General features: G+C 63.9%; 9 protein-coding genes. 5 read left to right on the top strand and 4 right to left on the bottom strand.

Annotation, left to right across the window (positions count from 1 at the left end; translation table 11 throughout):
• Positions 1 to 21 precede the first annotated feature (21 nt).
• Positions 22 to 1842 carry an alkaline phosphatase family protein gene (locus OGR47_RS09645; RefSeq protein WP_165048528.1) on the top strand — a complete coding sequence of 607 codons (1821 nt, stop codon included), beginning with the start codon at positions 22 to 24 and terminating at the stop codon, positions 1840 to 1842.
• A 62-nt stretch (positions 1843 to 1904) separates the two neighbouring features.
• Here OGR47_RS09645 and OGR47_RS09640 read toward each other — a convergent pair whose 3' ends face one another.
• The gene (locus OGR47_RS09640; protein ID WP_165048526.1) at positions 1905 to 3101 is read right to left on the bottom strand and encodes an MFS transporter; all 1197 of its coding nucleotides are present in this window, start codon (positions 3099 to 3101) and stop codon (positions 1905 to 1907) included.
• 203 nt (positions 3102 to 3304) lie between these two features.
• Between OGR47_RS09640 and OGR47_RS09635 the strand changes: the two genes are divergently transcribed.
• The 4 genes from OGR47_RS09635 (at position 3305) to OGR47_RS09620 (ending at position 7356) form a co-directional block, all read left to right on the top strand.
• Positions 3305 to 4393: a linear amide C-N hydrolase gene (locus tag OGR47_RS09635; protein ID WP_165048524.1), complete on the top strand. Its 1089-nt coding sequence runs from the start codon at positions 3305 to 3307 to the stop codon at positions 4391 to 4393.
• A gap of 421 nt (positions 4394 to 4814) precedes the next feature.
• On the top strand, positions 4815 to 5741 hold the full coding sequence (hemC, locus tag OGR47_RS09630; RefSeq protein ID WP_165048521.1) for a hydroxymethylbilane synthase: 927 nt from the start codon (positions 4815 to 4817) through the stop codon (positions 5739 to 5741).
• An 89-nt stretch (positions 5742 to 5830) separates the two neighbouring features.
• On the top strand, positions 5831 to 6442 hold the full coding sequence (locus OGR47_RS09625) for a uroporphyrinogen-III synthase (RefSeq protein ID WP_246729546.1): 612 nt from the start codon (positions 5831 to 5833) through the stop codon (positions 6440 to 6442).
• 131 nt (positions 6443 to 6573) lie between these two features.
• Entirely contained in the window at positions 6574 to 7356 is a 783-nt protein-coding gene (locus OGR47_RS09620) for a tetratricopeptide repeat protein (protein ID WP_165048517.1), read from the top strand.
• 464 nt (positions 7357 to 7820) lie between these two features.
• Here OGR47_RS09620 and cysG read toward each other — a convergent pair whose 3' ends face one another.
• The 3 genes from cysG to OGR47_RS09605 form a co-directional block, all read right to left on the bottom strand.
• Positions 7821 to 9230, bottom strand: coding sequence for a siroheme synthase CysG (gene cysG, locus OGR47_RS09615; RefSeq protein ID WP_165048515.1), 1410 nt, complete (start codon positions 9228 to 9230; stop codon positions 7821 to 7823).
• Positions 9231 to 9514: 284 nt separating this feature from the next.
• Complete coding sequence (locus tag OGR47_RS09610; RefSeq protein WP_165048513.1) at positions 9515 to 11905, bottom strand: TonB-dependent receptor; 2391 nt, start codon at positions 11903 to 11905, stop codon at positions 9515 to 9517.
• Between the two features lie 454 nt (positions 11906 to 12359).
• Positions 12360 to 14825: a TonB-dependent receptor gene (locus tag OGR47_RS09605; protein WP_267270083.1), complete on the bottom strand. Its 2466-nt coding sequence runs from the start codon at positions 14823 to 14825 to the stop codon at positions 12360 to 12362.
• Positions 14826 to 14951: the final 126 nt, after the last annotated feature.

The raw sequence follows: 14951 nt of genomic DNA, 5'->3' as shown, positions 1-14951 counted from the left end.
GATTTTGTGAGGGGAAATCATATGCGTTCGATATTCAAGACTCTGTGTCTGGCGACGACCGCGCTTTGCGCGGCTCCCGCCCTTGCCGGATCGGCCAAGACGCCGATCGAGCATGTCATCATCGTCATCGGCGAAAATCACTCTTTCGACAACGTCTTCGGAACCTACACGCCGACTGCCGGCCAGAAGGTCGACAATCTGCTCTCCAAGGGCATCGTCAAAGCCGACGGCGCGCCGGGCCGGTATTTCGATCGCGCCAAGCAGCGCATCGGCTCGGACGGCCCCTTCGCCTCGACCTATTTGGCCGAGACGCCTTCCATCGGCGCCTACGCTACACTGCCCCAGCCTTACACGACCTCCGCCATCGGCCAGACGGCGAACATCCTGGACGGCCGCTTCCCGGCTGATCTGCCGAACGGCCCGTTCCAGATCACGAAATACGTCCCCTATCTCTCCTTCACCGGCGATCCCGTCCATCGCTTCTTCCAGATGTGGCAAGACATCGACGGCGGCAAAAACGATAAGTTCGTCTGGGTCGAGGAGACCATCGGCACCGGCTCGAATGGCGCCCCCTATGCGGGCGGGTTCAATCCGAAGCAGGGCGCGCTCGCCATGGGCTTCTACAATATGAACCCCTATAAGGACGCCAATGGCGTTCAGCAGCCGGGCGACGGCTCTGTTTTCAAGGCGCTCGCCGACTCTTACGCGATGAGCGACAATTTCCATCAGGCCATCATGGGCGGCACGGGCGCCAACTTCCAGGCGATCGTGACCGGCGACGCGGCCTTCTTCACCGATCCCGACAAGCTCGACGGCTCGGCCGCGACGCCCTGGGACAATCAGATCGAAAACCCCAACCCGGCGCAAACGAGCAATAACTACTACATCAACGACGGCTACGGCGGCGGTTCCTACGTGAATTGCGCCGACGCCAAGCAGCCGGGCGTGGCCGGGATCTACGAACTGCTTCGCGAGGGCGGCAACGTCAAGAACAACTGCGCGCCCGGCCATTATTATCTGGTCAACAACTACAACATGTATTGGAACCAGACGAGCGCCAAGACCCGCACCCTCGGCGCGAAGAGCTATGTTCTGCCGCCGCAGACGGCTCCGACCATCGCCGATGTGATGACCAAGGCCAGCGTGTCCTGGAAATATTACAGCGCCGACCGCGGCGACGACGCCACGAACTTCCCCAATGACATCGACGGCGTTCCGCTCGCCTATCACTCCTATTGCGGCATCTGCGACCCCCTCACCGGCTATGCGCAGATCATGAAGAACCCGACCGAAGAGGCGAAGCTCCAGAACTACGGCGCCTTCCTCAAGGACATCGGCGCGGGAACCCTGCCGGCGGTCTCCTTCGTGCGGCCTTTCGAATATCTCGCTGGCCATCCGGCGAACTCCAACAACGGCCTCTATGAGCAGTTCCTGACCGCGCTCATCAAGCGCGTGCAGAGCAATCCGGACATCTGGTCGAAAACCGCGATCTTCATCACCTATGACGAGGGCGGCGGCTACTACGACTCCGGCTATGTGCAGCCTGTCGACTTCTTCGGCGACGGCACGCGCATTCCGTTCATCGTCGTGTCGCCCTACGCCAAGAAGGGCTTTGTCGATCACACCTATTATGATCACGTCTCGATGCTGAAATTCATCGAGCGCAACTGGAGCCTGCCGAAAATCTCTTCGCGCAGCCGCGACAATCTGCCGAACCCGATCGTCAGCGAAGACAATCTTTACGTTCCGAAGAACCGTCCGGCGATCGGCGATCTGATGCGTCTCTTCACCTTCGCCAACGCCGAGCGTCACGAGGAAGATCACGAGCACGGCGAAGACTAAAAGCCGGCGATCATCCCAGTTGGTTGAGAAAGGGCGGCGCGGCCGCCCTTTTTTCGTTGCGCCTACAACTCTTCCTCTCGCCAGCTTTTCCAAAGGACCAGCGCCAGCGCCGCGAGCAAGGCGCTCCATCCCCAGGCATAAGACTCCGTCGCGTCGCGCAAGGCGCCGAAGGCCGGCGGCGCGAGCACGACGCAGATCTGGTTGATCGCCATGGCGACGCCGATCATGAAGCCGATCGCGCCCTTGGGCGCGGCTTCGCTGACCAGCGCGATCCAGGGCCCGTACCAGCCAAAGCCGAAGAAGCCCAGCCAGACGGCGAGCAAAGCGACCGCCCATAGAGGCGCACCGGGCGCCGCCAAATAGGCGGCGAGACCCAGGACGATCGCGCCCATGCTCACGGCGAGCGGAAAGAAACGGCCGCGCGCACTTCTGTCGCTCCAGAGGGCGAGAATGATGCGCGCAAAGGCCCCGGCGAATTGCGCTGCGAATAAGAGCTTCACGCCCGTCTCCACCGGAATGTCGAAGCGGTCGCGAAGATCGAGCGGCAAATAGACGGTCACGCAGAATTGCACGCAGACCAGCGCCGCTCCCGGCAGAGCGATGCGGGGAAGGCGCGGCGCGATCTCATTGATGCGCTCCCGCCAAAGGTTCTCGCCCCGCTTGCGCGCCGGCAAAGGGTCCGGCGGAGGGCGGTATAGGAAGGCGAAAAGCAACCCGCTTGTCAGCGCGGCGCAGGCACCGAGATCGAAGGCGGCGCGCCACCCCTGCCGTGCAGCCACAACCGGCAGGATCAGCGCCGCGAGCGCCGCGCCGAGCGGCAGGCCCGCCTGACGGATCCCCATGGCGAGGCCGCGCGTATCGGACGCAAACCACGCCGCCACCACTTTGCCGCCGCCCGGTTGCACGGTGCAATAGCCGATGCTGGCGACGACGAGCCAGGAGAGGATGTCGAGATAGCTCTCGGCTTGCGCGGCCGCGAAGAGCGCCGCGGAGACCATCGCGGCGCCGAGCCCGACGATCAGCCTTTCGCTGAAGCGATCCAGCAGCAGGCCGGCGATCGGGAGCCCCACGATGGGCGTCGTCTGCGCGGCCGACATGGTGAGCCCCACCTGCGCCGCATCGAGGCCGAAGGCCGCCTGCAACGCCGGCCCCAGAGCGCCGAGCCCCTGCACCAGAAAGCAGCCGCCGGTCTGGGCGAAGGTCGCCAGCGCCAGCACGAACCAGCGATAGGACGACGGGCGTTTCGGGGCTGTGACCAAGACTGTCTCTTTGTCCAAGGCGTCGAGGCGCTAGCTTTATCGCACCGCCGAAGCCTGGCGACATAAAATCCGCGGCAAGGCGTCGCGCTCGAAACGGCGGCATTTGCCGGCCCTCGGCAACGGCTTATTCATTCGGCGCGCCCAAGGTGCGGCCAGAGCTATTTCCTAACTGCCATTTTCGTCGACGAAAGAGCTGGCAAGCCATGCAAAGACGCGGATTTCTGACCGGGCTCCTCTCCTTGCCTTTTGCGCTGACGACGGAGGAATTGCGCGCCTGCTCGCTGGCTTTCGTCAATGACCGCAAGCTCGCCAAGATCGTCGTTCGCTCGATGGATCTTCCGGTCGCCCTGCCGGAACGGCCAAAATTCGTCGTATTCCCGCGCGGCCAGGCCCGCACTTCGCAAGCGAGCGTTCTCCCCGGCGTCAAGGGCCGGATCGAAGGCGTCGGCCCGAACACGATCGGCTGGACGTCCAAATATGGCAGCGCCGCCATCGTCTCCTTCGAAGGCGCCGCCTCGGACGGCCTCAATGAAATGGGTCTGGCGGCGCATATGCTGGTGCTGGACGAAAGCCGCCTTGAAGCCCCGGACAAGCGCCCGGTTCTACCCGATACGCATTGGGCGCAATATGTTCTCGACAATTTCGCGACGGTGAACGAGGTCGTCGACGCGCATAAGGAAGGCAAGTTCCGCGTCGCCGCCGCATGGGCGAGCGACCTCGGCCTTACACAGCACCTGCCCACGCATCTCGCCGTGCAAGATCCGTGGGGCGACTCGGCGATCATCGAATATATCGATGGAAGGCTCGTCGTTCATCACGGCCCGGAATATCGCGTGATGACCAATGATCCGCCCTATGACCAGATGATCGAGCGCGTGAAGCAATATGCGCCTTTCGGCGGAACCAAGCCGCTGCCCGGCGACGAGACGGCGGAGGATCGTTTCGTCCGGCTCGCCGCTTATTCGAAGTATCTGCCCGATCCGAAGAGCTACCGAGAGGCGGTCGCCGGCGCGCTGTCGCTGCTGCGCATCGCGCAGGTTCCGTTCCGCGATCCCGCCCGCGCGCCGGACAAAAGTTTCTGGGGCGCCTGTCAAACAAATTGGGTCACCGCCGCCGACGTCACCAACAAGGTCTATTTCGTCAGCAGCGCGACGGCGCCGAGCCTGTTTTGGCTCGATTTCAAGAGCGCCAATTTCAAGCCAGGCGCGCCAGTGCTTTCTCTCGATCTGCACGATCCGACGATCGGCGGCGACGCGCGCCGCTTCCTGCGGCGGTGGAAAGCGCCGGCGTAATCGAGCCTAGGCGCGGCGGATAATCCCTCCCCGCAAGAAGGAGCGAGGCGGCTCGCACCGAGCCTTGTCGTGATTCCAGTTGATCCTCAGCGCCGAGGCCACGCGCCACCCCTCTCCCCGCGCGCGGGGAGAGGTTGGGTGAGGGGCCTGGGGGATGAGTGGAAACGAAAAACGCAGAAGGGCGCTCGAGTCTTAACGCACGCCCGGGCTCCGGCCCCGGCCCCTCACCCAGCCTCTCCCCGCAAGCGGGGAGAGGAGCGGGCCGTGTCCAGCCTGGATAGAAAGGTAACTCAACGGCCCGGAACGAAGGGTGACAGTTTGAGCGCCGAGACAAAAAGCGATGACAGCGCTATGGCGCCGCCGCTTGCCCTTCCCTTCCCGGCCCTTATAGTCCCGCGCGACTCTCACGCTGGGAAATCTCATGACGACCAAGAGCCTTCGCATCGGCACGCGCGGCAGTCCGCTGGCGCTCGCGCAGACCCATATGGTTCGCGCCCTCCTCGCCGAGGCGCATGGCGTGAGCGAGGACCATTTTCCCGTCAAGATCATCAAGACGACCGGGGACCAGATTCAGGACCGGTCTCTCGCCGACTCCGGCGGCAAGGGACTCTTCACCAAGGAGCTCGATCTCGCGCTAATCGGCGGAAGCATCGACCTCGCCGTTCACAGCTCTAAGGACCTGCCCACGCATCTGCCGGCGGAGATCGTCATTGCCGGCTATTTGCTGCGCGAGGACGTGAGGGACGCCTGGATCGGCCGCGACGGCATGACGATCGACGCCCTGCCCGCCGGCGCGACTGTCGGCACCGCCTCGCTGCGCCGCGCCGCTCAGGTGAAGCGCCGCCGCCCCGATCTACAAACCACGCTGTTGCGCGGCAACGTCCATACCCGGCTCGGCAAGGTGGAAAGCGGCGAGATCGACGCCACGCTGCTGGCGCTCGCGGGGTTGAAGCGGCTCGGCCTCGCCGACCGCGCGACGGCCCTGCTGCCGCTCGAGGATTTTCCGCCCGCGGTCGGACAGGGCGCGATCGGCCTGACGGCGCGCGCCGGCGACGCCGAGACGCGCGCGGCGCTCGCCCCGCTGCTCGACGCGGCGACGGCCCTCGCGCTCACCGCCGAGCGCGCCTTCCTTTCCGCGCTCGACGGCTCTTGCCGCACCCCGATCGCCGGCCATGCGACCGTCTCGGGCGACGAACTCTCTTTTTATGGCGAGGTGCTGAAGGCGGACGGCAGCCAAGTCTGGATCGCGCGCCGCAAAGGCCGCGCGATCGACGCGGCGATGATTGGCGCCGACGCCGGCAATGAGATCGTGCTGAAGCTGCCACATGGCGTCGCGGGGCTGATGTGAGGCGCGCGCTTGTTTTACGCGCAGCGGAAGATGCCTTACGTACATCGGACAAACTAAAATCATTATGTTTTACGTCAGTCGTATCGCCTGTGCTGGAAATTGCCGCGACCGAAGCGCCCGTTCCGCCGGGCGCTTATGACGCCGTGCTGGCGTCGAGCGCCAAGGGGATCGACTGCGCCGGAACGGATGCGGAACCCTATAAGCCGCTGCCTCTCCACGTCGTCGGGGCCAAGACCGCAAAAGCGGCGAGGGAGCATGGCTGGCGACCAGACATCGTCGCGGGAAACGCCGACGCCATCCTGCCGCTGTTGCGCGCCCGCTACCCTGCCCCGGCTCATTTCCTCTATCTCGCCGGGCGCGACCGGCAGGCGGCGCTGGAGACCGGCTTGCGGGACGCCGGCCATGTCGTCACAGCCGTCGACGTCTATGAGGCGCGTGCGGCCGAGGCCCTCTCCGAGGAGGCGCGCGCAGCGCTGGCGGCCGGGGAGATCGACATCGTCCTTCACTATTCCCGGCGCAGCGCGGAGATCTTTTTGCGGCTCGCGTCTGCCGCCGGGTTGACGGCTCAGCTCGGGCGGCTGGCTCATGTCGCGCTTTCGCAGGACGTCGCTGCGCCGCTGAAAGCGGCCGGGCTCTCGGTCTCCTGCGCGGAAGCGCCTGATGAAGCGCATTTGCTAAAGGCGGCGGTCGCGCTTTTGTGATGGCTCGCGGCCGCATATTGGCCGCCCATTTGGCGCATGGCGCTATGCTCGCCTTTCGCGTCCGCCTGTGCTAACCCCTCCGTCTCCCCTTCGGGGACAAGAAAAATCGGAAACGCAAGGGTCGCGCGAGCATGTCGGATATTTTCCACGAGGTCGACGAAGACGTCCGCCGGGACAAAGCCGCCGAATTTTGGCGCCGCTATCAGACGCCGATTTTCGTCGGCGCTTTTCTGATCGTCGCCGCGACCGGCGCCTGGAGCTATTATCAGGATAAGCGCCTCAAGGCCGCCGAGGAGGCAAACGCCCGCTATGTCGCCGCCGTGGCGCTGGCCGACGAGGGCAGGAACGCCGAGGCCGCCGCCGCTTTCGACGCCATCGCCAAGGACGCGCCCAAGGGCTATGCGGCCCTCGCCCGCATCCGCGCCGCCGAAGCGCGTCCCGACAAGGCTCAGGCGCTCAGCGAATTGAGCGCGATCGGCGAAGACCCGAACGTCGATAAGCTGACCCAGGAAATCGCCATGCTGCGCGCGGCGCTGATCGTGGTCGAAGGCGATGACCGCGAGAAGCTCGAGCGCACGCTCGGCCCGCTGATGCTCTCGACCGGCGCCTTCCGCTTCTCCGCTCAGGAATGGAACGGCCTCGACGCTCTGTTCAACGACGACTACGACGAGGCTGAGCGCGTCTTCGAGCAGGTGCTCAACGACCGCGACGCGCCGCAATCCATGCGCCAGCGCGCCTCCGCCTATAAGGGCCTGCTGCACGCCAAGCGCGGCCCGAAGCCCGCGCCTGCGGCGGCGACATCCGGCGGCGCCGCGAACGGCGGCAAGGTCGACGTCGTTCCTGTGATCGAGCCCGAGTCGGGCGGCGCCATGCCGGCGGGAAGCGCTCCGATCGAGACGGTGCCCGGTAAATAAAGCCGAGGCTTTCCCTGCTCAGCCCCAAATACGTCCCCTTTACGGGGAGGTCGGCGGCCGAAGGCCGCCGGGTGGGGTTCGCGCAGCAAGGACAAAAGCCGGGGCTTTACCTTCCCCGCCGCCCGCGCTGAAAGAATGGCGCTTCAAAAGACGCCCTTCTGGCGGGGCCCTTCTCTCATACGAGATCCGCTTGATTGGTTCGTTGTCATTCCCGACGCTCGCAAAGCGAGCGATCGGGAATCCAGAGCAAAACAGGCGCTTTTGGGGCTCTGGATTCCCGGTCGGGCTTTCAGCCCGCCGGGAATGACACGTCCCCATGCGAGCTATTCAAACGGAAATGGTATCACCTGCACGCACTTTCCTGTCGCTGCCCTCGTCATGGCCGGGCTTGTCCCGGCCATGACGAGCTGTGTTCGAACATATGTTCTATTTTACAAACGTTCGAACGCCCCTCCCCTCGCGCCTCATTTCTCCACGAGCGCCCAGCCGATCAGAACCATCACGGGCCCGGTAACCGTTTCGCGCGCCACCCGTTCGGGAAGATCGCTTATCGTCCCCTTGATGATGCGCTCGTCAGGGGTCGAGGCGCGTTCGATGAGGAAGGCGGGCGTGTCATGCGCCATGCCCTCCTGAAGCAGGCGCCGGGACAATTCGGGCAAAGTGCGGTTTCCCATATAGACAGCCGTCGTCGCGCGGCGGTCGGCCAGGGCGCCCCAGTCGAAATCTTCCGGGAATTCGCCGTCTTTCGTATGGGCGGTGATGAATTGCAGCCGCCGCACGGTCTCGCGGCTCGTCAGCGACGCGCCGAGCGCTGCGGCTCCCGCGAAGGCGGCTGTGACGCCGGGCACGATCTCGATCTCGAAGCCCGCCGCACGCAACGCCGCGATCTCCTCATTGGCGCGGCCGAAGATCAGCGGATCGCCGCCCTTGAGCCGCACGACATTCTTGCCGGCGCGCGCGAGCTCGACGAGGAGCGCTGTGATCTCCTCCTGCCGCACGGAAGGCTTGTAGCCGCGCTTTCCGACATTGATGCGCGTCGCTTCGCGGCGGGCAAAATCGAGAATGGCCGCCGGCACCAGATCGTCGAAGAGGACGACGTCGGCGCCGGCCAGCGCGCGCATGCCCTTGAGGGTGATGAGCTCCGGATCGCCCGGCCCCGCCCCCACGAGAGTGACGCGCCCATGCGCCGCCGCGTCTCCAGCCTCACGCGCCTGCGCCAGCAGCGCGTCGCGATCCTGCGTTGTCGGCTGGCGCTCGACGTCGCGGAAGGCCAGCCGCGTGAAACGGCGCCAAAAATCGCGCCGCGCCAGAAAGTCGAGGCCGGAGGAGAGAATCTGCGGCCGCCATTCCTGCGCCGCCTGGGCCCAGGCGGAAAAGCTTGCCGGCACGAGGGCCTCGATGCGCCCGCGCATGGCTTGGGCGAAGACAGGCGAGGCGCCGCCGGTCGAGACGCCGATGACGAGCGGCGAGCGATTGACGATCGCGCCCATGATGAAATCGCTCATCGCCGGCCGGTCAGCGAGATTGAGCGGCACATGTGCGGCGTCCGCGGCCTTGCGGGCGGCGTCGGCTTCCGCATCGTCGAAGGTCGAACCGAGCGCGAGCGCGGCGCCTTCGAAATCGGCTGGCCCGGCCGGGCGCTCGTGAAGCGTGACGTTCGCGCGAACGGCGACGATCTCCCGCAGCTTATCGGAAGGGTCGGCGGCGTAGACATCGACCCGCGCGCCGGACGCGGCGGCGAGATCGACCTTCCAGGCCGCGCCCTCCCCGCCCCCGATGACGACGACGCGCTTGCCGGCGAGCGGATAAAACACAGGCAGGGCTTCGAGGGGCTGCATGAGGTCGGAGGAGATTTCGTCAGGTTTGCGGGTCACGTCGGGCCTGTTCCGGGCGAGGAGAATCCGGCAGGCGAGCGTTGGTTAGAACGCCGCCTGCTCGGCCCGATGACGCATAGCCGATCCGCTTGCGCCGAGAAAGCGCTGGCGGGGCCGACCGCCCCGCGGTCCTTTCGCTGGGTCATCCCCGACGCTCGCTTGGGTGAGCGATCGGGGATCCAGAACAAAGCCGCGCGCGCATTGGCTCTGGATTCATTCCCGAGGGGGCCTTCGGCCCCCGGCGCCAAACCGCTTGAAGGGAATGGCGTCGCTGCTCAGGAAAATCAAAACTTGGCGTTCACCGTCACGAAGGCCGAACGTGGCGCGCCGGGCATGATGTTGTTGTTGTTATGCGCAGACGCGTAGTAGCTCGCGTTGAGAATGTTCTCGACATTCACCTGTGCGGAAACATTCTCGCTCACCTTCACATAAACAGCCCCATCCCAGCGCGCATAGCCGGGAATGACGACAGCATTGTCCAGCGCCGCATAGAATTTGTCGTTGTAGATCACGCCGGAGCCGAGGCCGAGCACGCCCGGCGCCAAGCCGAGGAGCGACGAGACGTCGTATTTGTTCCAGAACGAGAAAGTGTTCTGCGGCACGGACGGCACGACCTTGCCCTTTTCGGTAAAGAGCGGCCCAATGCCTGCGAGCGGCACGCGGTCGGAGCTCGTGACATAGGCGTGCTGATTGCCGTAGCCGAGAGAGACTTGCCACTCCTGCGTCACCTGCCCTACGAGGCCGAGCTCGCCGCCAACCGTGCGCGTATCGGTGAGCACATTATAAAAAGCGTTGATCGAGACCGGCTGGTTGGTGCGATTGAGGTTGTAGATCGCGCCCGTGAAAAGCAAGGTTGGCGTGATCTCCGCCTTGAAACCCGCCTCCGCATTTTCGAAACCCTGCGGCTGCATATTCGCCTGTGAAATCGTCAGCGTGTTGAACTGATCGCCCGCCGCCGGCAGGAAGGAGCGCGAGTAGCTGCCGTAGAGCGAGAGCTGCTCGAAGGGCTTGAACACGAGGCCGAAGCGCGGCGACCATCTGGCCACGTTGTTGGTGAGCGACTGGCCCCAATAATTGTCGCTCGTCGGCGCCGGGTTGATGAGGTTGTTGACGAACTTCAGGCTGTAGCTGTCGAAACGCACGCCGGCGAGGATGTCGACATATTTCGTGACGCTGATCTGATCCTGCACATAGCCTGCCGCGAGATCGAGATCGGTGTGGCGGCGGAAGCTCGGGTTGTTGAAGACCACTGGCAGGAAAGTCGTAGGATAGCCGAAGAAAGTGTTGATGTTCGCTGAGCCGGTAAAGGGGTTCAGCCAGCGCGCGTTGTTACGGTTGGTGTCGGACTTCTGATTGCCGAACTCCATGCCGGCAAGCAGCGTGTGCTTGATCTGCGGCGTCATTTGCAGCGTATAGGTCAGGTCGGTCTGGTTGAAGATATTCTGGCGCGGCGTCTCATTGTTGTAGCCGGAGAGCTGCACGCAGGGCGGCAGCGCGCCCGCGCAGCCGCTGAAGGCGACGGCGTTGTTGGCGAAACTGTTCTGATAGAATTTCGCGTAATGGGCGAAGACGGTCTGATTCTTGATGTTGAGGCCGGAGTCGGTCGTATGGTCGACCATCAGCACGGCGCGATCGACGTCGGTCTTGGCGTAATTGACCGTGGGGTTGCCGAAGAAGGTCGAACGGTCCGTCGACGCGGGATAGCCGGGGAACAAATAAGCGGCGCCAAGGTTCTGCGCCGCGACAATCGTCGGATTGGCGTTCCAATTCACTGACGGGACGCCGCGGTCCATCGTGCGGTAGTCGAAGTAATGCTCATAGCTGAGCGTGACGAAGGTTTTCTCGAAGGGCTTCCAGGTGAAGGTCGGATTGATGCCCCAGCGCTTCATGTTGAAATAGTCGCGGTAGCTGTAGGACTGTTCAAAGAGGCCGTTGACGCGCGCGGCGAGCTGGTCGTTGATCGCCTGCCCCACGTCGAAGGTCACGCGCTTGCGGCCGAAACTGCCGGTCGAGACCTGCAGGGCGCGTAGTGTTTCGCCATCCGCCTTCTTGGTCACGCGGTTGACCACGCCGCCACCGCCGCCGCGCCCGAAGATAAGCGCGCTCGGGCCTTTCAGCACCTCGACCGCCTGAATGTTGTAGAGATCGCGGTAATATTCCGCGTCGTCGCGCACGCCGTCCGTATAGAAGTCGGCGGTTGTCGGCTGGCCACGAATGGTGAGCTGGTCGCGCTGCCCCTCGCCCTGCGCCACCGTCACGCCCGGCACATAGGAGAGCGCCTGGCCGAGAGTCAGGCTATTACGGTCTTCGAGCTGCTGCTTGGTGAGGATGGTGATCGCCTGCGGAATGTCGCGAATCGGCGTGTCGGTCTTGGTCGCTGTCGAGGTGCCGCCCGCCACATAGCCGACGACATTGGTGGGGCCGCGCCAGATCTGTTCGCCTTGCGGAACGAACGGCGCGGGCTGCCGCGCGGGCGCGGTTGCGATTGGCGCGGCTGTCACGGGCCGTTGTGTGCGCGGCGCAGGAGCGTGGGCGGTCGCGCGGCGGGCGCCACCGACATCGATTGTCGGAAGCGATTGTTGCGCAGAGGCCGAATGCGAGAGCGTTAAAGCGGCGGAGAGGGCGCAGAGGCCAGCCAGCCGATGCGCGTCGCGTGTGTGTGTGGCTTGTTTCATGTCGATCCTGAGTTGCTGCGCGCGATCCGGCGCTGCTTAAGCTCAGGCTACGTTTTTCTGGATTGTTTCAGCAAATAGATTCCGACACAAAATGGAAATATTATAAGGAAGAGAAAGTATTTGGAGGTTAAATAACGCGCAAAAGCAGCTCAGAGACAGCGCCTCTGAACTGCATCATTTTATTTCTCCCACTCGCCGTCATTGCGAGGAGCAAAGCGACGAAGCAATCCAGCGCCACTGTCGCTGCCCTGGATTGCTTCGCTTCGCTCGCAATGACGGCGAGGCCGGGCCGTCCACCTCATCATTCCCGGCGGGCTGAAAGCCCGACCGGAATCCAGAGCCACAAGAGCGCTGGTTTTGCTCCGGATTTCCGATCACTCACTTTGCGAGCGTCGGGAGTGACACTGAATTAATCAAGCGGATCTCGTATCACTCTCGCGTTCGTTATCGTCGGTTAAAACCTCGCGTTGACTGTCACATAGGCCGAACGCGGGGCGCCGGGCATGATGTTGTTGTTGTTGGTCGCGGCTGCGAAGTAGCGGGCGCCGAGAAGGTTCTCGACATTGAGGCGCGCCGAGATCGTGTCGGTGATCTTCCAATAGGCGGCGGCGTCGACGCGCGCATAGCCGGGCACGACCACGGCGTTGTCGATCGCGGGATAGAATTTGGCGTTGTAGATGACGCCCGCGCCGAGCCCGAAGGCGCCCGGCCGCGCCCCGAAGAAGGAAGACACGTCGTATTTGTTCCAGAAGGAGAAGGTGTCGCGCGGCACATTCGGCGTCACCTTGCCGGCATAGACGAGGAATGGGTCGTTCGGGTCGGGATAGTTGTTCGCGCTCAGCACGCGCGCCGATTGATGGCCGTAGCCGAGCGACACTTGCCACTGGTCCGTGACATTGCCGACGAGGCTGATCTCCCCGCCCCGCGTGCGCGTGTTGGCGGAAACGGCGTTGAGGGCGCTGACCGTCACCGGCTGGTTGGAGCGGTTGAGCTGGTACAGCGCGGCCGTGAACAGCAGGCTTGGCGTGATCTGATATTTCACGCCCACTTCATAGTTCTGGAAGCCCTGCGGCGAGAGCGCGGCGAGCGAGGGCGTGATGACGACGAATTGATCGCTCGACATCGGCAGGAAGGAGCGCGAATAGGCGCCGTAGAAGGAGAGATTCTCGGTCGGCTTGAACACGAGGCCGAGGCGCGGCGACCATTTATTGTCCACACGCCGGATGTTCACGTTCAGCGTATCGACGATCTCGCCTTCTTGCTGCTCTGTCGCCTGGCCAGTCGGATCGGCGTTGGGCGGAAGCGGATAGTCGGCGCCGCGGAACTTTAGATCGAAGTGATCGAAGCGCACGCCGGCGATGACGTCGATATGTTTTGTGATCTCGATCTGATCCTGCACATAGCCCGACGCTAGCGTGAGATCCGTATAGCGGCGCTCGCGCGCGTCGCCATAGACCATTGGATAGTAGATCGTCGGATTGAGGAAAGGCGCGTCGACCACGGCCGCGCTGCCATCGCATGTGACGGCGAAGTTATTCGCGGGCGTTCCGAAGCAGGAAAGATTGCGTTCGCTCGAAGACTTCTGATTGCCGAATTCGCCGCCGGTCAGGAATGTGTGCTTGATTTCAGGCGTCATCTGCCAGCGATACACGAGGTCGGTCTGGTTGAAGACGTTGCGCCGCGGCGTGTTGTGGATATAGCCCTCGATCTCCATCTGGCCGCCGGGCGGGCCTTCGAAGAGAAGTACATTCTCGCCGGGGAAGGTCGTGGCGTAGCGCTTCTGATAATTGGCGTAGACCGTGTGGTTGCGGATCTCCAGGCCGAAGTCGGTCTTGTGCTCGAAGTTGAGGTCGACGATGTTCACGTCGGCCTTTGAATAATTGTTTTTCTTGGCTTCCGGATTGGCGTCGCCGAAGAAAGTGTAATTGGACGTTGGCGCGGGATAGCCGGGATAGTGGGACGCGAGGCCCGCCGGAAAGCCCTGGAAGTAGGAGCCCAGACCAATCGACGGAACGCCGCGATCGGTGGTGCGCCAATCGCGGAAATGCTCGTAGCTCAGCGTGACGAAAGTGTTCTGCAGCGGCTTCCAGGTGAGCGTCGGATTGATGCCGTAGCGCTCGAGCGTGAAGAAATTACGGAAGCCGTAGGAGTGCTCATAGAGGGCGTTGAGACGCACGGCGAGCGTGTCGGAGATCGCCTGCCCCACATCGATCGTGACGCGCTTGCGGCCGAAGCTGCCGAAGCTCGTCTCGATATTGCGGATCGTCTGCCCATCCGCCTTTTTGGTGACGCGGTTGACGATGCCGCCGCCGCCGCCGCGCCCGAAGGTGAGCGCGCTCGGGCCTTTCAACACCTCGACCGCCTCAATGTTGTAGAGATCGCGATAATATTCCGCATCGTCGCGCACGCCGTCTCGGAAGAAGTCGGCGGAGGTGTTCTGGCCGCGAATGGTGATCGCGTCCTTATTGCCCTCGCCGCCCGTCACCGTCACGCCCGGCACATAGGTGAGCGCCTGCTGCATGCTGAGAGAGCCCCGATCTTCCAATTGCTGCTTGGTAAGAATCGAGATCGACTGCGGAATGTCGATGATCGGCGTGTTGGTCTTGGTCGCGGTCGAGGTGCCGCGCGCGACATAGCCGATGACGCCGCTGGGGCCTCCGCCGAGCGTTTGGCCTTCCGGCACGAAAGGCGCCGGTTCGGGCGGCTGGGAAGGCGCCGCGGCGACGACAGGCGACGCCTGAACCGGATGCGGGGCGCGCGGCGCCGGCGCGTGGACGACGGTCTTATGCGCGCGGCCGACATCGATCGTCGGCAGCGCCTGCTGCGCAAGGGCGGGAGTGGCGACGAGAACGGCGCCGATGGCGCAGAGGCTGGCGCGCGGATGAAGGATGCGAAACCCGCTTGACCGGCTCGTTGTCATTCCCGGTCGGGCCTTCAGCCCGCCGAGAATGACAATCCGCGATGCGAACGGTTCGAGCGGAAACGGCATGCGTGCTTTTTGGGGCGTGGTGGACGTCACCAAGAGAGACTCCAAGCAGAAGTTACG

It is taken from the genome of Methylocystis sp. MJC1, from assembly GCF_026427715.1.
GTDB lineage: Bacteria > Pseudomonadota > Alphaproteobacteria > Rhizobiales > Beijerinckiaceae > Methylocystis.
This window is presented reverse-complemented; position numbering and strand designations above follow the sequence as displayed.